This is a genomic window from Arthrobacter sp. JZ12, from assembly GCF_035189165.1.
In the GTDB taxonomy this organism is placed as follows: Bacteria; Actinomycetota; Actinomycetes; order Actinomycetales; family Micrococcaceae; genus Arthrobacter_D.
On record NZ_CP045246.1, the window covers coordinates 1,696,615 to 1,715,647 of the forward strand.

At 62.1% G+C, this 19,033-nt stretch carries 19 protein-coding genes; 8 read left to right on the forward strand and 11 right to left on the reverse strand.

Going from position 1 to position 19,033, the window contains the following annotated elements:
* Nucleotides 1–46: 46 nt before the first annotated feature.
* Nucleotides 47–493, forward strand: coding sequence for a DUF3054 domain-containing protein (locus tag GC088_RS07855; protein ID WP_323958465.1), 447 nt, complete (start codon nt 47–49; stop codon nt 491–493).
* On the forward strand, nt 490–771 hold the full coding sequence (locus GC088_RS07860) for an Lrp/AsnC family transcriptional regulator (RefSeq protein WP_323958466.1): 282 nt from the start codon (nt 490–492) through the stop codon (nt 769–771). The genes GC088_RS07855 and GC088_RS07860 overlap by 4 nt, the downstream gene beginning before the upstream one ends.
* 57 nt (nt 772–828) lie before the next feature.
* Here GC088_RS07860 and trpD read toward each other — a convergent pair whose 3' ends face one another.
* Nucleotides 829–1,887 (reverse strand): anthranilate phosphoribosyltransferase, encoded by a 1,059-nt coding sequence (gene trpD, locus GC088_RS07865; RefSeq protein WP_323958467.1) that lies wholly within the window; start codon nt 1,885–1,887, stop codon nt 829–831.
* A 148-nt stretch (nt 1,888–2,035) separates the two neighbouring features.
* On the opposite strand from trpD, the gene GC088_RS07870 reads away from it, so the two are divergent.
* From GC088_RS07870 to GC088_RS07885, 4 genes are all read left to right on the forward strand, one after another.
* Nucleotides 2,036–2,674 (forward strand): aa3-type cytochrome oxidase subunit III, encoded by a 639-nt coding sequence (locus GC088_RS07870; RefSeq protein WP_323958468.1) that lies wholly within the window; start codon nt 2,036–2,038, stop codon nt 2,672–2,674.
* Between the two features lie 111 nt (nt 2,675–2,785).
* Nucleotides 2,786–3,580 (forward strand): cytochrome bc1 complex diheme cytochrome c subunit, encoded by a 795-nt coding sequence (locus tag GC088_RS07875; protein WP_323958469.1) that lies wholly within the window; start codon nt 2,786–2,788, stop codon nt 3,578–3,580.
* Nucleotides 3,581–3,652: 72 nt separating this feature from the next.
* Complete coding sequence (locus GC088_RS07880; RefSeq protein WP_323958470.1) at nt 3,653–4,678, forward strand: cytochrome bc1 complex Rieske iron-sulfur subunit; 1,026 nt, start codon at nt 3,653–3,655, stop codon at nt 4,676–4,678.
* A gap of 2 nt (nt 4,679–4,680) precedes the next feature.
* Nucleotides 4,681–6,366 (forward strand): cytochrome bc1 complex cytochrome b subunit, encoded by a 1,686-nt coding sequence (locus tag GC088_RS07885; RefSeq protein ID WP_323958471.1) that lies wholly within the window; start codon nt 4,681–4,683, stop codon nt 6,364–6,366.
* An 81-nt stretch (nt 6,367–6,447) separates the two neighbouring features.
* Here GC088_RS07885 and GC088_RS07890 read toward each other — a convergent pair whose 3' ends face one another.
* The 6 genes from GC088_RS07890 to GC088_RS07915 form a co-directional block, all read right to left on the reverse strand.
* Complete coding sequence (locus tag GC088_RS07890) at nt 6,448–7,230, reverse strand: GntR family transcriptional regulator (protein WP_323958472.1); 783 nt, start codon at nt 7,228–7,230, stop codon at nt 6,448–6,450.
* A gap of 162 nt (nt 7,231–7,392) precedes the next feature.
* Complete coding sequence (locus GC088_RS07895; protein WP_323958473.1) at nt 7,393–7,794, reverse strand: cytochrome c oxidase subunit 4; 402 nt, start codon at nt 7,792–7,794, stop codon at nt 7,393–7,395.
* Nucleotides 7,795–9,522 (reverse strand): aa3-type cytochrome oxidase subunit I, encoded by a 1,728-nt coding sequence (gene ctaD, locus GC088_RS07900; RefSeq protein WP_323958474.1) that lies wholly within the window; start codon nt 9,520–9,522, stop codon nt 7,795–7,797.
* A gap of 4 nt (nt 9,523–9,526) precedes the next feature.
* Nucleotides 9,527–10,411 carry an aa3-type cytochrome oxidase subunit II gene (coxB, locus tag GC088_RS07905; protein WP_323958475.1) on the reverse strand — a complete coding sequence of 295 codons (885 nt, stop codon included), beginning with the start codon at nt 10,409–10,411 and terminating at the stop codon, nt 9,527–9,529.
* A gap of 207 nt (nt 10,412–10,618) precedes the next feature.
* Nucleotides 10,619–10,999: a HesB/IscA family protein gene (locus GC088_RS07910; protein WP_323958476.1), complete on the reverse strand. Its 381-nt coding sequence runs from the start codon at nt 10,997–10,999 to the stop codon at nt 10,619–10,621.
* Nucleotides 11,000–11,218: 219 nt separating this feature from the next.
* Entirely contained in the window at nt 11,219–12,619 is a 1,401-nt protein-coding gene (locus tag GC088_RS07915; RefSeq protein WP_323958477.1) for a dipeptidase, read from the reverse strand.
* A gap of 197 nt (nt 12,620–12,816) precedes the next feature.
* Between GC088_RS07915 and GC088_RS07920 the strand changes: the two genes are divergently transcribed.
* A complete protein-coding gene (locus GC088_RS07920; RefSeq protein ID WP_416377442.1) occupies nt 12,817–13,263 on the forward strand; it encodes a DUF3043 domain-containing protein in 447 nt (148 codons plus the stop codon).
* A gap of 131 nt (nt 13,264–13,394) precedes the next feature.
* Here the strand turns inward: GC088_RS07920 and GC088_RS07925 are convergent, their stop codons facing one another.
* Entirely contained in the window at nt 13,395–14,474 is a 1,080-nt protein-coding gene (locus tag GC088_RS07925) for a quinone-dependent dihydroorotate dehydrogenase (protein WP_323958479.1), read from the reverse strand.
* A 65-nt stretch (nt 14,475–14,539) separates the two neighbouring features.
* Here GC088_RS07925 and GC088_RS07930 point away from each other — a divergent pair, with 65 nt between their 5' ends.
* Entirely contained in the window at nt 14,540–15,622 is a 1,083-nt protein-coding gene (locus tag GC088_RS07930; RefSeq protein WP_323958480.1) for an alpha/beta hydrolase, read from the forward strand.
* 21 nt (nt 15,623–15,643) lie between these two features.
* On the opposite strand, the gene GC088_RS07935 is transcribed toward GC088_RS07930, so the two are convergent.
* The 3 genes from GC088_RS07935 to leuA form a co-directional block, all read right to left on the reverse strand.
* Nucleotides 15,644–16,438, reverse strand: coding sequence for an isoprenyl transferase (locus GC088_RS07935; RefSeq protein WP_323958481.1), 795 nt, complete (start codon nt 16,436–16,438; stop codon nt 15,644–15,646).
* Nucleotides 16,435–17,184, reverse strand: a complete 750-nt coding sequence (recO, locus tag GC088_RS07940) for a DNA repair protein RecO (RefSeq protein ID WP_323958482.1) — start codon at nt 17,182–17,184, stop codon at nt 16,435–16,437. Before recO ends, GC088_RS07935 begins: the two co-directional genes overlap by 4 nt.
* Nucleotides 17,185–17,254: 70 nt before the next feature.
* The gene (gene leuA / locus GC088_RS07945) at nt 17,255–18,985 is read right to left on the reverse strand and encodes a 2-isopropylmalate synthase (RefSeq protein WP_323961998.1); all 1,731 of its coding nucleotides are present in this window, start codon (nt 18,983–18,985) and stop codon (nt 17,255–17,257) included.
* Nucleotides 18,986–19,033 lie beyond the last annotated feature (48 nt).

The following is a 19,033-nucleotide window of genomic DNA, read 5'->3' on the forward strand; positions in this document are numbered from 1 at the left end:
CTGCGGAAGGGCAAATTCCATGACCAGGAAGCAGTAGTCTGAGGAGATGAGGAGCAGGAGAATCTCCGAACGGGGACTGCAGAGCCGCCCGGCGCTGTGGGCGGCTGCCGACGTCGTGCTTGTGATCGTGTTTGCTGCTATCGGGCACCTGTCCCATTACGGCACCCTCTCCCCTGCCGGTGTGGCCGGGACGGCCGCGCCCTTTCTTGCCGCTTATGGGATTTCGTTCGTGCTGTGCCTGGCCTGGCGCCGGCCGGAATCACTTGTCCGTACGGGCGTGCCGCTGTGGGTCGGTACGGCGGTCGGAGGACTGCTTTTGCGGGTGGTTCTGGGCAACAGTGCTGCACTTCCCTTCCAGATTGTCAGCATTGTCACGCTTGGCCTTTTCCTGCTGACTCCCCGACTACTGGCTGCCCTCCTCACTGAAGTGCGCCGTCGTTCCTCCCAGACACCGAGTTCCTCCGCCAGCCCAAGCCAAGGAGTTGCCAGATGATTACCGCGTTCGTCCTCATTCAGACCGATGCCTCCCGCATTCCGGAAACCGCGCAGGAAATTTCCGAGATCGAGGGCATCAGCGAGGTTTATTCAGTCACGGGCGACTGGGACCTGATCGCTATGGCACGAGTGAACCGTCATGAAGACCTTGCGGACGTCATCGCGGACAGGCTCTCCAAAGTTGAAGGCGTGGAGTCGACCACAACCCACATAGCCTTCCGCTCGTACTCCAAGCACGACCTGGACGCAGCTTTCACCCTCGGCTTCGACAGCTAGCAACAGAGTTCGGGGCGGGAAGCGCTCAATCGCGCTTCCCGCTCGCGGCCCGAAACCTTACCGGCTGGTCACCTCTATCCACCGGTCGAGTGCGGCCTGGGCGGCACCGGAATCAATCGATTCGACGGCCCGCATCATATTCCGGGAGATACGGTCAACCAGCGGTGCGCTGTAATCGGTGTCCAAAGCGGTGAGCCCCGCTGCGGCATTGAGTACGACGGCGTCGCGCACCGGTCCCTTCTCCCCCGCCAGCAGCGCGCGGGCCACTCCTGCGTTGCTTTTGGCGTCCGAGCCGCGGAGGGCCTCGACCGGCGCCACCTTCAGACCGAATTCCTCCGGATGGACGGTGTGCTCGGTGATGGACCCGTCGCGAACCTCCCACACCGTGGAGGACCCGCTGGTGGTGAGCTTGTCGCGACCGTCGCTTCCCCTGAACACGAGTGCACGGATTCCGCGCGCTGCCAGCACCCCGGCCATGAGCGGCGCCATGCGATCGCTTGCGCAGCCAAGGGCTTGCGCTTCGACGCCAGCGGGATTGCTGAGAGGGCCCAGGAAGTTGAAGGCCGTGGGCACTCCAAGCTCGCGCCGCGGAACCGCCACATGCCTCATGGACGGGTGAAAGACCTGCGCGAAGCAAAACGTGATGTTCGCCTCCTGAGCTGAACGTGCAACGTCCGCGATCGGGAGGTCGAGCCGTACCCCCAGGGCTTCGATGACGTCGGCGGCGCCGGCGGATGATGAAGCGCCGCGGTTGCCGTGCTTGATGACTCGCGCCCCTGCCCCTACTGCCACCAGCGAGGACATGGTTGAGATATTGAGTGTGTTCAGCCCATCACCGCCGGTACCGACGATATCGAGTGCCTCGCCCGGTACAGCAATGCGGTGGGCCCGGGCCAGCATCGCCTCAACCAGGCCCACCAGCTCTTCCACGGACTCCCCCTTCGCGCGGAGGCCGATCAGAAACCCGGCCACCTGCGCATGCGTGGCAATGCCTTCCATGATCGAATCCATCGCCCATCGCGTCTGCGACGCCGTCAGATCCCTGCCCGCAATGAGAGTGGAAATCAGCTGCGGCCATGTGGTGGAGAGCACGTCGGATCCGGAATTCGCAGTCACTCCCCTAGGTTATCTACGAAATGTAGAAAGTCATTATGGGGTTACTCCCGCGCCGTTACTGGGTTAGGGCCGCGCAGGCCTCTTGCTGTGCCACGCCGGGGCCCCTTCGCATTGGTGAACTGGGAACTTTTAGAGACATAATGTCAGGGTGACGACAGCGACCCATGCCCCCAGCACCACTGCGCATCCAACACTGAACCGACCGAACATGGTCTCGGTTGGCACTGTTGTATGGCTTTCCAGTGAACTCATGTTCTTTGCAGGACTCTTCGCGATGTATTTCACCCTGCGTTCCACCTCTGGTGAAATGTGGGCCACTGAGACCGAGAAGCTCAATGTGCCCTTCGCACTTATCAACACGATCATCCTCGTGTCGAGCTCGTTCACCTGCCAGATGGGCGTCTTCGCGGCAGAGAGGCTGCAGCCCCGCCGGGTCGGCGGAGTCTTCAACATCGCCAAGTGGGGCATGGTTGAGTGGTACCTGCTGACCTTCCTCATGGGCGCAGTGTTCGTCGCTGTACAGGCGTACGAGTACGCCGAGCTGGTAGCCGAAGGAATTTCGCTCTCCTCCAACGCCTACGGCTCCTCGTTCTACATCACCACCGGCTTCCACGGTCTGCACGTTATCGGCGGCCTCGTTGCCTTCCTCTTCATCATCGGCCGGGCATACGCTGCCAAACGGTTCGGCCACTTTGAGGCAACCTCGGCGATCGTCACGTCGTACTACTGGCACTTCGTTGACGTGGTCTGGATCGGCCTGTTCATCATCATCTACTTCTTGAAGTAGATTTCTCTTGAACCCTTTTCTACCCGGGGTAGAATTAGCGTGGCGGTCGCAAGCTGGGCTGACACCAACTGTGAAACGTAAAAAGGCAATACAGAAGGCAGGAAACAGGACGTGAAGGCACTTTCGCAGAGGCGGCGCCACCCCCTTACAGCGATAGCACTGCTGCTGATGGGATTGTTGCTCACCGGAGGCATCTACGCCGTCGCAAGCAACGCGAATGAAGCCAAAGCGCAGACCGGGTTCTCAGCCAGCGATATCGAGGAAGGCGAGAAGCTCTTCATCGCCAACTGCGCAACCTGCCACGGTATGGGCGCCTCGGGAACCGAGGATGGGCCATCGCTGGTAGGCGTCGGCGCGGCCGCTGTCGACTTCCAGGTTGGCACCGGACGCATGCCCCTACAGATGCAGGGCCCCCAGGCGCTTCAGAAGCCGGTTCAGTTCACCGAAGAGCAGATCCAGCAGATGGCTGCCTACGTCGCCTCCCTTGGAGCCGGCCCCGCCATCCCTGGCGAGGAGATACTGAGCACCTCGGGTGAAGGAGTGGATCCTGCAGCCGGTGGCGAGCTCTTCCGCGTGAACTGCGCGATGTGCCATAACGCCGCCGCAGCCGGTGGCGCCCTGACGCGCGGCAAGTTCGCACCGACCCTTGAAGGCGTGAGCGAGAAGCACATCTACGAGGCAATGGTGACCGGCCCCCAGAACATGCCGGTCTTCAGCGATGCCAACATCACTCCTGAGGACAAGCAGGACATCATTGCCTTCCTCAAGATGATCGAGGATCAGGGCTCACCGGGTGGAGCAGATCTCGGCTCGCTGGGTCCCGTATCTGAAGGTCTCTTCATCTGGGTTGCGGGCCTTGGGGTAATCATCGCGTTCACCGTCTGGCTCACTTCCCGCTCGTCGTAGCGGCGCGGCCCGGCAGAAGTACAAGTACACAGGATTGATGAGTGAAGTATCTAAAGAAGGATGAGAGGGATCATGGCCGACCATAGTCACGGCAGCCCGGACAGTGCGGGCACCGTAGCTAAGCCTGGTCAGGGCGGCGTTCAGAAGTTCCAGGACCCTGGGCTTCCGCCGCACCGGCCCCGTTTGGCGGACACAGATCCCCGTGCGGAGAAGCGCGCAGAACGTCAGGTCGGGGTGCTCTTCCTCGTTTCGGTCCTGGGAACACTGCTGTTCTTCTTCGGCTACTTTTTCATACCGCTCGACCAGACCATCGGAACCCTCCGTCTCCAGAACCTGTTGCTCGGGCTGGGCACCGCATTCTCGATGCTGGGAATTGGCGTAGGCATTGTCCATTGGGCTAAGACGCTCATGCCGGACCATGAGATCGCTGAGGATCGGCACGAAATCCGGCCGGAAGCGGACCGCGCTGACGCAGAGAAGATCGTTGGTGACATTCTCGAAGAGTCCGGAATCAAGCGTCGCCCGCTGATCCGCAACACCCTGCTGGGCGCAGGCATCCTGGCAATCTTCCCGGCCATCGCAATCTTCCGCGACCTCGGGCCCCTGCCGGGTGACGTTCTCCGCCACACCATGTGGGACGAGGGCGTTCGCCTGACCCGCGATCCGAGTGGAACACCGATCAAGGCTTCCGATGTGACTATCGGTTCCGCCTTCCACGTTATTCCTGAAGGACTCAACGAATCTGAGCACAAGCTCGAAGAGAAGGCCAAGGCCGTTGTCCTCCTGATGCGTCTGAACCCGGAGTCGCTGAACCCGTCGCCGGGACGCGAAGACTGGGGATACGACGGCATCGTTGCCTACTCCAAGATCTGCACACATGTGGGCTGCCCGGTAGCCCTCTACGAGCAGCAGACGCACCACCTGCTGTGTCCGTGCCATCAGTCGACCTTCGACCTGACTCAGGAATGCAAGGTTATCTTCGGCCCGGCCGCCCGACCGCTCCCCCAGCTTCCAATCTCCGTTGACGAGGAAGGTTACCTGGTAGCGACGAGCGACTTCCAAGAACCCGTAGGACCAAGTTACTGGGAGCGTGGCTGATCATGAGCAGCTCGGCAACTGGGCAGCACTACCAGCCCAAGACCAACGTCGGCAAGATCACCAACTTTGTGGATACCCGCGTCGGCGGGTCCGCCATTGTGAAGGAATTCGGGCGAAAGATCTTCCCCGATCACTGGACCTTCATGTTCGGCGAGGTGGCGCTGTACTCCTTCGTCATCCTTTTGATCTCCGGCACCTTCCTTACGTTCTTCTTCGATCCGTCAATGGCCGAAACCCACTACGACGGAAGCTACGTACCTCTTCGAGGCATCGAGATGTCCATGGCCTACGCGTCTTCGCTGGATATCTCGTTCGACATCCGCGGCGGACTTTTCATGCGGCAGGTGCACCACTGGTCAGCACTCCTGTTCGTTGCTGCAGTCTCAGTGCACATGCTTCGCGTTTTCTTCACGGGTGCTTTCCGTCGCCCCCGGGAGCTGAACTGGGTTGTCGGCGGCGTCCTGCTCGTCCTGTCGATGGCAGCCGGCTTCACCGGCTACTCCCTCCCCGATGATCTGCTCTCCGGCAATGGCCTGCGGATCATTGACGGTGTCATGAAGGCGATCCCGGTCGTCGGAACCTACCTCAGTTTCTTCCTCTTTGGAGGCGAGTTCCCTGGCACAGTCATCATTCCGCGCCTTTACGTACTTCACATCCTCCTTATTCCGGCCCTGATCCTCCTCCTGATTGCGATCCACCTTTTCCTGGTCGTGGTTCACAAGCACACCCAGTTCCCTGGCCCGGGCCGTACCAATGACAATGTGGTCGGTTACCCGGTGGGACCGGTTTACGCGGCAAAGGCTGGCGGCTTCTTCTTCATCGTGTTCGGAATCGTGGCCGCAATTGCAGCTGCATTCACCATCAACCCGATCTGGAATTACGGCCCGTACGACCCCTCGCCGGTTTCTGCGGGTACCCAGCCTGACTGGTATATCGGATGGGTTGACGGCGCATTGCGTCTCATGCCGGGTGTACTGGGTGCTTTCCCCTTCGAGTGGAAGATCCCGCTCCCATGGGGTGTGAATACGCTGTCGCTGAACGTGCTCCTGCCCGCCCTCGTCCCTGCGATGATCGTTCTCGGCCTGATGTTCACATGGCCCTGGATTGAAGCCTGGGTAACCAAGGACCGTCGCGAGAAGCACCTGCTTGATCGGCCCCGTAACGCTCCTACGCGTACCGGAATCGGTGTTGCCGGTGTCATCTTCTACTGTGTCCTGTGGGCAGCTGCCAGCTCGGACCTCATTGCCACCCACTTCATGGTCTCTCTGAACGATGTGACCTACTGGCTCCGGGCACTCTTCTTCATCGGCCCGGTCATCGGGTTCATCGTGGCGCGCCGCATCGCCCTCGCGCTACAGCGAAAGGATCGTGAGATCGTGCTTCACGGTCGCGAGACCGGGCGTATCGTGCGGCTCCCCCACGGTGAGTTCATCGAGGTGCACGAGCCCCTCGACGAATACAAGCGGTACAGGCTGGTCAGCTTCGACTCGCCGGCTGCAGTGCCTGCGCAGGCCGACGTCAACGGACACATCTCGAAGGGTGAGAAGCGTCGCGCCTGGGCCTCCCGGTTCTTCTTCGAGGATCGCGTGGCACCGGTGACGCCGGCGGAGCTCGAAGCGGCACACGCACACGGCCACCACGGCGAAGTGGCCAGCGAGCATGACAAGGCTTCGATCTCGAGCCACTAATCTCTAGCACAGCCGAAAGAGGCGGGACGCACGAACATCGTGCGTCCCGCCTCTTTTTGTGCTGAGCTCCGCCCTACCCGGTCACCCGACGCGTTTGGCTGTGTAGGTTCGCGGCGTCCTTACGCCTGGTCTCTGCAGCGGTACCCAGAGCTTGTACCGATCGGCGCGATAGTACGAGACCGAATAATCGATCATCGCCCGCGCAACGTAGGCATGTCGTTGAATCTTGAGCAACGGTGCCCCCATTTCTACGTTGAGCAGACGGGCGATAGAAGGGGACGCAGCCGTCGCCTCCACGGTGTCCTCCCCCCACTCCATCACAAGGCCGTATTTCTCGCTGAGCACGTTGTACAGGGACGTTGGCGGCTCGTCATCCAAGATGCCGGGGACGCGGTGTGCGGGAATGAAGTTCTCGTCGACGCTCATTGGTTCACGGTCGGCCAGCAATTGCCGCCTGAAGCGGATTACCGGAGCGCCCTGGTCAATCTGCAGCTCTCTTGCGATCAGGGGCGTAGCGGCCATCTGCTCGAAGGTGAGCACACGGGCATCCGGGACCATCCCACGCCTGTGCATTTCCTCGCTGTAGGAGGTCAGCTTCATCTGCAGATCAAGCTTGGTGTGAGCCACGAAGGTGCCAAGCCCAACGATGCGCTCCAGCACCTCCTCGGCAACGAGGGCATCGATGGCATGTCGCACAGTCATTCGTGCAACACCAAAATGCTCCGTCAAGCGACGTTCAGAGGGTATGGCCGTTCCGGGCTCCGCATGCTCAAGGATGTACTCGCGCAAAGCCTCCCGCAACTGCACATGCTTGGCTTCCTTGCCATCCAAGGACGTTCGTAACCCTGCCAGTGAATCGTGCACTCTGCCTCCTGAGGCCGGGCGGCGCAAACAGCAGCAACCCGGCTATACCGGTATAGGAACTATCCCAGTCTAGATCGGTAGACGGACTGCGTTCTACAGAGATGGGCATACAACGAAAGAGCCCCGCACTGATGTGCGAGGCTCTTTCGACTTTGTGTAACCCTAGTGGGCGTGATCTCCGCGGCTGTATTCGTAGACCCAGCCAACCAGCGCAATCGCTGCGAGTCCTGCCGCGATGTAGAGGATCCACCAGCCTACAGCGAGACCCAGGAAACCACCCGCAGCAGATAGGCCCAGTACCAGTGGCCACCAGCTCCATGGGCTGAAGTGACCCTGTTCGCCAGATCCCTCGTGGATCTCAGCGTCTCGGCGGTCTTCCGGCCGAAGTCCAACACGGCGAGCGGTGAAGCCGAGGTAGAAGCCGATCATACCGGCCAGTCCACCCACGAGTAGGATGCCCAGGATACCGACCCACTCCGACCAGTTGGTCAGGAAACCGTAGATAAGCGCAACCGGGACGAAGAAGGGAACGCCCCAAAAGAAGAGCCGAGTTTCTACTTTCACTTATGCGTCCTTCCGGTCTGCGGAACCGAGCAGCTGTGCCGCCGGTGCCGGTGAGCTGGGGGTATGCCACTGAGCGAGTTCCGGATGGTGCAGATCTAGTGCAGGACGCTCCGAGCGGATCCTCGGCAGCGACGTGAAGTTATGTCGCGGCGGAGGGCAGGAGGTTGCCCACTCGAGCGAGGCGCCGAAGCCCCAGGGATCGTCGACCTCGACCTTGGTCCCGCTGCGCCAGGTCACATACACGTTCCAGAAGAAAGGAATGAGTGACGCGCCGAGCACGAACGAAGCGATGGTCGAGAACTGGTTCATTGCTGTGAACATGTCCTCGGGGAGGTAGTCGGCGTACCGACGGGGCATACCGATCACACCGAGCCAATGCTGGATGAGGAACGTTCCGTGAAAACCGAGGAAGAGCAGCCAGAAATGGATCTTTCCCAGGCGTTCGTTCAGCATCTTTCCAGTGAACTTCGGCCACCAGAAGTAGAAGCCGGCGAACATAGCGAATACGACGGTGCCAAAGACCACGTAGTGGAAGTGTGCGACAACGAAGTAAGTGTCGGAAACATGGAAGTCCAGCGGAGGAGAAGCCAGGATGATACCGGTGAGACCGCCGAAGAGGAACGTCACGAGGAAGCCGAGGCTCCAGAGCATCGGCGTCTCGAACGTGATTGAGCCCCGCCACATAGTTCCGATCCAGTTGAAGAACTTCACGCCGGTGGGGACTGCGATGAGCATGGTCATGAACGCGAAGAACGGAAGCAACACTGCACCTGTGACGTACATGTGGTGTGCCCACACAGTCACCGAGAGCGCTGCAATAGCGATCGTTGCGTAGACCAGGCCCTTGTAACCGAAGATGGGCTTACGGCTGAATACCGGGAAGATCTCCGAGACGATACCGAAGAACGGCAGCGCGATGATGTAAACCTCCGGGTGTCCGAAGAACCAGAAGAGGTGCTGCCATAGGATGGCTCCACCGTTGTCCGGATTGAAGATGTGCGCTCCGAAACGACGATCCGCACCCAGCGCGAACAGTGCCGCTGCGAGCGGCGGGAACGCCATCAGGACAAGGATGGACGTGACAAGCGCGTTCCAGGTGAAGATCGGCATACGCCACATGGTCATACCCGGTGCACGCATGCAGATGATCGTGGTGATGAAGTTGACCGCGCCAAGGATGGTTCCGAAGCCCGAAAGTGCGAGACCAAACACCCATAGGTCTCCACCGACACCGGGCGAGAACGTTGTGTTGGAGAGCGGAGCGTACGCAAACCAACCGAAGGAAGCAGCGCCCTGCGGAGTGATGAAGCCGGATACCGCAATGGTGCTACCGAAAAGGAAGAACCAGAAGGCCAGGGCGTTCAGCCGCGGGAACGCCACGTCCGGGGCACCGATCTGCAAGGGCATGATCACGTTGGTGAACCCGGCGAACAGCGGAGTTGCGAACATTAGCAGCATCACGGTGCCGTGCATCGTGAACAGCTGGTTGTACTGTTCCTTGGTCTGCAGGATCTGCATGCCCGGCTCGAAGAGTTCGGCACGGATGACCAGAGCCATCACGCCGCCCAGGCAGAAGAACACGAAGGATGCAATCAGGTACATGTACCCGATGGTTTTGTGGTCGGTGGAGGTGATCCAGTTGACGACGATGCGTCCCTTGGAACGGGGCACAACGCGCGGGGCAACCGTGGTGCCGGCGTCCTCAGCTGTGTATTCGTAAGTAGACATCCGATTAATCCTGCCCAATTTGATCGTTGACGCTGCTCGGAGTTTCGCCCTCTACATCACGCTGAGGATTGCGATCGTACTCTTCGCCAAGCTGTCCATCTTCGAGAGTCTCGAGGTGCGCTTCATATTCCTCCTCGGAGACAACCGCCACGTTGAACAGCATCTCCGAGTGGTACTCACCGCAAAGCTCTGCACACTTGCCCTGGAAGACACCCTCGCGGGTGGGTGTGAGCGTGATGTAGTTCTCACGCTGAGGAATCATGTCCCGCTTCTGCAGGAATGCGGGGATCCAAAAGGAGTGGAGGACGTCGCGTGCATTCAGGCGGAACTCGACCGTCTGGTTCACCGGCAGGTAAAGCGTGGGCAGTGCTTCCTCGGCGCCTGGCTCGCCCGTGAGCTGTCCCTGAACACCTGCGTCGTACTTGTTCTCGTTGACGTAGTTGAAGTCCCAGGACCACTGCTTTCCGCGGACATCGATGATGACGTCCGGGTCTGCGACGCGGGTGTCAATAGCCTGCTGGTCGCGGTCGGTGAAGTAGAAGAACACCAGGACCATGAACAGCGGGATTGTCAGGTAGAACACTTCCAGCGGAAGGTTGTAGCTGACCTGCCGGGGATATCCGGTTTCATTGCGGCGACGACGGTACGCAACGATGCACCAGATGATCAGTCCCCAGGTGATGACGCCGACAACGAGGGCGGCGATCCAGGAGTTGACCCACAGATCGATGATCCGGCCGGTGTGGTTGGTGTTGTCGCGTTCAGCAGGCAACCAACCTCTTTGGACTTCCGATGAACAACCAGACAAAAACAGCGCTGCAATGACCACGAGGCTGGAAACCTTGAAGATCTTCGCGCGTCGGCTGCCGGTTCGGTCCTGCGAACTCACAGACGGCCCTTCCTTTTCTTACGTGCCGTGCCACAGACAGTGGCAGCATCTCCGGTGCAGACCGGCCGATGACCGCAATGCACTTCCAGTTTTACTACTCACTGTAGAGCTTACCCGCAACGGTAGCCATCCTGTGACAACAAAGCCTCCGTCAGGTGCCCGTTTCGGACACGTGACGGAGGCTGTTGGATTGACCCCTCTTATTCCTTAGTGGAATGAGTCTCCGCAGGCGCAGGAACCGCCTGCGTTGGGGTTGTCAATCGTGAAGCCCTGCTTGGAAATCGTGTCCTCAAAATCAATTGACGCACCCGCAAGGTAAGGAACGCTCATGCGGTCCACGATCACTTCGACACCATCGAAATCCCGGACTGCGTCACCGTCCAGAACCCTCTCATCGAAGTACAGCTGGTAGATGAGACCTGAGCAGCCGCCCGGCTGGACCGCGACGCGAAGGCGAAGGTCGGTGCGCCCCTCCTGCTCAAGCAGGCTGCGTACCTTGTCGGCAGCTACATCGGACAGGGTGACCTCGTGTACCGGCAGCTCGCTTTCTGCAGCTGTGGTGGTCGGTTCGCTCGTTGATGTGCTCATGATGTGCGTTCTCCTTAGCATTGTGCTGCCGCTCCGTTTCCCTGGCCGTGGGAACGACGCCGGGGCGGTCACGGCGTCAGCACTGGCGGTACTGGCGGTACTGTCCGTTCAATGGTACGTCCAGCGGTGATCCGATGCCCAGCTATGTAACGAACCATGCCCTTCAATCATTCCGGGCGGAGGCGACCGCCGGCCGCTCCCCCGAGTCGAGTGGACCGCTTACGCCATTGCGTTCCACCGGGCCAGCATCAGCGCTTCAGCCAGGACAGCCCGACGGAACTCGCCCAGGTGGAGCGACTCGTTCGCACTGTGGGCCCTGGAATCCGGGTCCTCTACCCCGGTGACCAGAATCTGGGCCTCGGGGTAGACCTCCGTCAGGTCAGCGATGAACGGGATCGAGCCTCCGATTCCGGACTCAACCGGTTGCGTCCCCCATGCAGTTTGCAGTGCCCACAGAGCAACCTGCGCTGCCGGGCGGGATGTATCAGTCAGAAAGGGACTACCGGTCTCCCCCGCGGTGAACACCACTTTCGCACCGAAAGGGGCGTTGGCGAGGACGTGGCGCTCGACCGCCGCCATCGCGTCCTCGGGGTCCTGCCCCGGGGCCAGGCGCAGGCTGAATTTGGCACGGGCGGTGGGCAACAGCGTGTTGGACGAAACCGAGACAGCCGGCACGTCCATACCGATGATCGACAGGGCAGGCTTGGTCCACAGGCGGGACGCGATGGAGCCCGTGCCGGCAAGCTGAACTCCGTCGAGAACGGACGCATCGGCGCGGAAATCCGCTTCCGGGTAATCCACTTCTGCGGAGTCCTGTGCGACCAGGCCCTGAATGGCGACGTTGCCGTCGTCGTCGTGAAGGGTAGCGATCAGGCGCGACAGGAGCGTTGGTGCGTCCAGCACGGGACCGCCGAACATACCCGAGTGAACGGCATGTTCCAGCACCTGCACCTCAATCGTGCCGTCCACCAGGCCACGGAGGCTGGTGGTGAGTGCAGGAACGCCGATCTTCCAGTTGCTGGAGTCCGCGACGATAATCACGTCGGCACGCAGCAGCTCCCGGTGCGTCTCGAGGAACCTTCGGAAGGTCGGTGACCCGGCTTCTTCCTCGCCCTCTATGAAGAGGGTGATGCCGACCCCGAAATCCTGACCCAGCACCTCCTTGAGTGCACGGAATGCGGCGATATGCGCCAGGATGCCGGCCTTGTCGTCTGCCGCTCCCCTGCCGTACAGGCGCCCGTCCCGTTCCTCTGCCGTGAACGGCTCGCTGTCCCACAGGATTCGCTCCCCCGGAGGCTGGACATCGTGGTGCGCATACAGCAGCACCGTGGGCTTGCCGTCAGCGGCCGGCCGCCGGGCGACGACGGCGGGACCTCCCGGCGCGCCGTCGTTGTCGACCCGGAGGATCTGCACGTCTTCGATCCCGGCAGTGCGGGCAAGCTCGGCCACCGCTTCAGCACTCCGGTCCAGCTGGGCAGGATCGAAGCTGGTCCAGGCGATACCCGGGATCGAGACTAGACGGGTGAGGTCCTCGACCGTCCTGCCGAACGCGGCGTCGATGCTCCGGCTGAGGGCGGCAACGGTGGTCTCGGACAGGACTTCAGAAGGTTGGGCAGTCATGCTCCAGAGCCTACACAGGCGCGGGGAAACCGATCGGGTGGGACGGGTATCCTAGAGGGGTGTTTGGACGAAAAAAAGACTCTGCCTCTGACGTAGCCACGCAAGCCCCTGCACCGGAAACGGCCGCTAGGGCCGTAGGCAAGGGAGCACCCACGCCGAAGCGCAGTGTCCAGGAAGCTGCCCGCAAGCGGCCGCTCGTGCCGAACGACAGGAAGGCTGCCCGCGAAGCCAACCGGCTCGCCCGCCGCGAGGCGCAGATCAAAATGCGCCAGGCGCTGGAGACCGGCGATGAGCGTCATCTGCCGTTCCGTGACAAGGGCCCGAACCGGCGCTACATTCGCGATTACGTCGATGCCCGCTGGAACATCGCTGAGTTCCTGATGTTCGCTGCCCTGATCTTCGTCTTCCTGAGCTTCATTCCGAACCTCACCCTCCAGGGCTACGTCATGCTCGCCTTCTGGATCATCATCGTCGCCGTGGTCGTGGACAGCATCGTGCTGCGGCGCAAGCTTCGGAAGCGGCTTACGGACAAGTTTGGTGGGGCCGCCCAGGGCGACCTCTGGTACGGCATCACGCGCGCCATGCAGATCCGGCGCCTGCGCCTCCCCAAGCCGCTGGTCGGCCGCGGCCAATACCCCGCCTAGCCCTTCAACGGATTCGTCCAATAAAGAAGCGCCGGCGCGGACCAGATACGGTTCCGCTGCCGGCGCTTTCTCAATGCTGCAGGTCGGGCCTGCCCCGTCCGGGTCCGGCCGCTCGGATCAGGCCCGCGCGCCTACTTGGCCTCGACAGTTGCCCGGCGCTTGAGCGCCCGGTTGATCGACGAAGCCCAGAAGGGCCCCTCGTAGAGGAATGCGGTGTAGCCCTGCACCAGCGTTGCGCCGGCGTCCAGGCGGCGTTCGACGTCGTCAGCCGTTTCCACACCCCCCACGGAAATGAGCGCGAGTTCAGGTCCCACGGCCCGGCGCAGCCGGTTCAGCACCTCAAGGGAGCGCTCCTTCAGCGGGGCTCCGCTCAACCCGCCGACGCCATAAGACATGACCGTTTGGGTATCCGTGACGAGGTTCTCGCGGGTGATCGTGGTGTTGGTTGCAATGATGCCGTCCAGCCCGAGCTCGAGGGCAAGTGCAGCCACGTCGTCGATGTCCTCGTCGGTAAGGTCCGGTGCAATCTTCACCAACAGCGGCACATGCCGGCCGGCGCTCTCATCCGCTGCCTTTCGGACGGCAGTGAGCAAGGGACGCAGGGAACGCACGCTCTGAAGGAGACGCAGCCCAGGAGTGTTCGGTGAGCTGACATTCACCACCAGGTAATCGGCGACCGGGGCGAGCGTCGACGCGGAAATCCTATAGTCGGAGATGGCGTCGCGAAGGTCGACATTCTTCGTCTTGCCGATATTGACGCCGATGACCGGCCGCCGGTTGGGATAGCGCCGCTCCAGGGTTCGCCGGGCAGCGGCGATGCGCGGTGCGACTGCCGCGGCGCCGTCGTTGTTGAAGCCCATCCGGTTGATGACTGCCCGGTCCTCCACCAGCCGGAAGAGCCGTGGCTTGGGATTACCGGGTTGGGCCTGCCCGGTGATGGTACCAACCTCGATATGACCGAAGCCGAGGTCCGTCAGAGCCGCAATGCCGTGCCCTTCCTTGTCGAATCCCGCAGCCAAGCCAAATGGAGACGGGAAGGTGACCCCGAAGGCAGTGGTCTCAAGAGCAGGTGCGGGTGCGGTCAGCTTGCGCAGAACCGCTCCTGCCGGCGTCGCGCCCGCCCACCGGATCAACCGGAATCCGATCCGGTGTGCACGCTCAGGGTCCATGCCGCTGAAGACGATGCGGAAGAAGACGGGGTAGATACGCATCCTTCAAAGTTGCCACGCTTGCCGCCCCTTCTCCAACTTGATGGGTGCATGGATATCCTCAGGACATGGGGATCAACTGGCAGCCGGACCACCTCGGCGATGGATTCGCGCTGACCGAGCTCGACCTGGGTGCCGACGACGAGGGTCCCTGCGTTGCCACGCTCATCTCCTACACACCGCCCCTTCCCGACCTCAAGCCCGACCTGCGGAGCACCGCACGCAGGGTGGTTCGGCGGGTCACGGGAGGCAATGAGCCGGCGGTTCCCGTGCAGGCCGTGCTGTATGTCCACGGGTGGAGCGACTACTTCTTCCAGCGGGAATTAGCCCGCTTCTTCACAGACAGGGGTATCGCCTTCTACGCCCTGGACCTGCGGAAGTACGGCCGCAGCCTCCGCGACTGGCAGACTCCCGGCTACGTGGGCGACCTCTCCGAGTACGACGACGACATCACCGCGGCACTAGATACCCTCAGCGCGGATGTGGTCGCCAAGACCGGCGCCGTGCCGACAGGCATCACCCTCATGGCCCACTCGACCGGAGCCCTCATCGCCTCGCTCTGGGCCAACCGCTTCCCCGGGAGGGTTACGAGCCTGATCCTGAACAGTCCGTGGCTGGACGTGCAGGGCAGTTCCATTGTCCGAAGCACCACCCAGGGACTGCTGGAACCGATCACGCGGTTCCGGCCCAAAGCGCGCCTGAAGCTGCCCGAGTTCGGCTTCTACTGGCGCAGCATCAGTAATCAGGCGGACGGCGAATGGGAGCTGGACGGCCGGTGGCGGCCGCAGTTCGGTTTTCCCATCCGCGCCGGTTGGCTCACTGCCGTGCTTTCCGGCCACACCCAAGTGCGCAAGGGACTGGACATCGACGCGCCCGTGCTGGTCCTGGCCTCGTCAAAATCGACGATCAGTCCGGTGTGGAATGAGGCGATGCTTGCTTCCGACAGCGTGCTGGACGTGACTGTCATGACCCAGCGCGCGCTGCAGCTCGGCCGGCATGTGACGGTCTGCCGGTTCGACGGCGCCCTCCATGACACGCTGCTCTCGCCCGCACCCGTACGCGAACGGGTTTATGCCGAGCTGGAACGTTGGGTGCAGTGCTACACGCGCCCGATGGTGGATGCGGAAGCGGGACCAGCCGAGGGTCAATGATGACCGAAACGGCCAGAATCGTCAGGTGGCCTTCGCATGATCAACCGCGCCGCCGTAGCGTCGGTCGCGCGAGGCGTACTCCTCGACGGCTTTCCACAGCGTCCGGCGGTCGACGTCCGGCCAGAGGACGTCCATGAATACCATCTCGGCGTACGCTGCCTGCCACAGCATGAAGTTCGACGTGCGCTGCTCACCCGAGGTGCGCAGGAACAGGTCCACATCGGGAAGGTCGGGTTCATCCAGGTAACGCTGCACCGTGCGCTCTGACACTGCTGAGGCCTTGAGCCGGCCTGCCGCCACGTCCTCCGCAATGGCGCGCGCGGCGTCCGCGATCTCGGCACGGCCGCCGTAATTCACGCACATGGTCAACGTGCAGACCGAATTTCCCCGCGTATATTCCTCCGCGGTCTCCAGCTCGTTGATCACCGATCGCCACAGTCGTGGGCGCCGGCCGGCCCACCGGATCCGCACTCCCCACTCATTCAGCTGGTCGCGCTGGCGCCTTAGGACATCACGGCTGAAGCCCATGAGGAACCGGACCTCATCCGGTGATCGCTTCCAGTTCTCGGTCGAGAACGCGTAGACGGAGACGTGCCTGATACCGATGTCAATCGCACCGGCCACGACGTCCAACAGCGCAGCCTCACCCGCGCGGTGACCCTCCGTGCGCGGCAGGCCCCTCTGGTTTGCCCAACGCCCGTTACCGTCCATCACAATCGCGACGTGGTTGGGAACCAGCTCGGCGGGCAGCACCGGGGGTACCGCACCGCTGGGATGGGGCCAGGGCTGTAGCACCGTTCGGGGGAATGTTGTCACACGCGCTCCACATGCTTGAGGGACTTTACTGCTCGTTCCAAATGCCACTGTACGTAAGCGGCCACCAGGCCCGCACTTTCCCGCCTCGCGGCGTCGTCGGATGCATCAGCGATGTCCCAGTTGCCGGAAAGCAACGCTCCGAGCAGTATCATCGCGGCCGGCGACGGCGATGCTGACCCGGGTGGCCGGCAGTCCGGACAGACGGCGCCGCCCAGTGCGGCGGAGAAAGCGGAGTGGGGTCCCTCGGCTCCGCACCGCGCGCAACTGGTGAAGCTGGGGGCCCAGCCCGCTGTTGCCAGTGCACGAAGCAAGTACGAATCGAGGATGAGTTCGGCCGCGTGCAGCCCGCGGCTCAGTGCCGAAAACGCGCCGATCACCAGGGCGTACTGGGCACCTGCGGATTCGCCATCGGTGTCAGTCAGGCGCTCAGCTGTCTCCGCGATCGCTGCAGCTGCTGTATAGCGGGAGTAGTCGGATGCAATGTTCTGGGCGTACGCGCCCCGGGTCTGCGCCTGCGTCACGACATCGAGGGTTCTGCCCGAGACGAGCTGCAGGTCTACCGTCATGAACGGTTCTAGGCGGGCACCGAACTTGCTGCTGGTGCGCCTGATCCCTTTTGCAACGGCCCGAACCTGTCCGTGCTCACGGGTCAACAGGACGATGATCCTGTCGGCTTCGCCCAGCTTGTAGGTGCGCAGGACGACTCCCTCTGCGCGATAGGTCCGCGAGGCGAATGATCTGGCCACGCTCTCATTTTCCCATTCTTCAGTGGGGCGCGGCGCACGCGCCGCGCCCGACCGGGGTGGTGCCAGGAAACTAGTGCGCGTCCCTGATAGCGCGGTTGACGGCCGAGATAACCGCCTTGAGGGAGGCCATGGTGGAGTTGGCGTCGATCCCGATGCCCCACAGGACCCGCTCCCCCACTGCGCACTCGACGTAGGCGGCCGCCCGGGCATTACCGCCCGAGGACAGCGCGTGTTCGGTGTAATCGAGCACCCGCACGTCAACGCCGTCCTGCCCCAGGATTCCAAGCAGTGCATCGATCGGACCGTTGCCCTGTGCGGTGCGGCGCTGCTGGACTCCATCGATGACCAGCGTTGCGGTCATATTGAGGAGGCCGTCCTCCGAGGTGTCCGTGTTGGTGGAGGTCAGGACATAGTGGCCCCAGGTTCCCTCGCGCGAGGGCAGGTACTCGTCCTGGAAGATCTCCCACAGTTCCGCGCCGCTCACTTCGCCGCCGACAGTATCGGTACGCCGCTGCACGACGCCGGAGAACTCGATCTGGGCGCGGCGCGGCAGGTCCAGGCTGTGCTCGTGCTTGAGCAGGTAGGCCACGCCGCCCTTGCCCGACTGCGAATTGACGCGGATAACTGCCTCATAGGAGCGTCCGATGTCCTTGGGGTCGATCGGAAGGTACGGAACGGCCCAGGGAATTTCGTCGACGGTCTTTCCCACAGCAGCGGCATCGGCTTCCATCCGCTCGAAGCCCTTTTTGATCGCGTCCTGATGCGATCCGGAAAATGCTGTGAACACCAGGTCTCCGCCATAGGGAGAGCGCTCGGGAACGCTGAGCTGGTTGCAGTATTCGACGGTGCGGCGAATGTGGTCCATGTCCGAGAAGTCGATCTGCGGGTCGATTCCCTGTCCGTACAGGTTCATGCCGAGCGTGACCAGGTCAACGTTTCCAGTCCGCTCCCCATTGCCGAAGAGACAGCCTTCGATGCGGTCTGCGCCGGCCATATAACCAAGCTCAGCTGCCGCGACTCCGCTGCCCCGGTCATTGTGCGGGTGCAGGGAGAGAATGATGCTGTCACGGTTGGCCAGGTTCCTGCACATCCACTCGATGGAGTCCGCGTAGACGTTGGGGGTGGCCATTTCCACGGTTGCAGGCAGGTTCAGGATCATCTGCCGGTCGGTGGAAGCCTCGAAGACAGCGGCGACTTCATTGGAGATACGAGCTGCGAACTCAAGCTCGGTCCCTGTGAAGGATTCGGGCGAGTACTCGTAGGTGATCTGGGTATCACCCATGGTTTCCTCGAACTTCCGGCACAGGCGTGCGCCGGTGAGCGCGATGTCGATGATGCCGTCCATGTCCTGGTTGAACACCACGCGGCGCTGAAGGACCGACGTCGAGTTGTAGAGGTGGACGATCGCACGGTCGGCACCGACCAGCGATTCGTAGGTGCGCTCGATGAGGTGCTCCCGCGCCTGCGTCAGGACCTGGATAGTGACGTCGTCGGGAATCTTGTCGCCTTCAATCAGCTGGCGGACGAAGTCGAAGTCGGTCTGCGATGCCGACGGGAACCCGACTTCGATCTCCTTGTAGCCCATCTGCACCAGGAGGTCGAACATCTTGTGCTTGCGCTCCGGACTCATGGGATCGATGAGCGCCTGATTGCCGTCACGGAGGTCTACAGCGCACCAACGTGGTGCCTTGGTGATGATCTTGTCCGGCCAGGTCCGGTCGGGCAGCTCCACAGTGATCTGGTCCTGGAACGGCACGTACTTATGGAACGGCATTCCGGAGGTTTTCTGTGCGTTGCGCATGGCGATGGTGGCCTTTCCGTTGATGAGCTGTTGGCTCTGTTTCACAGG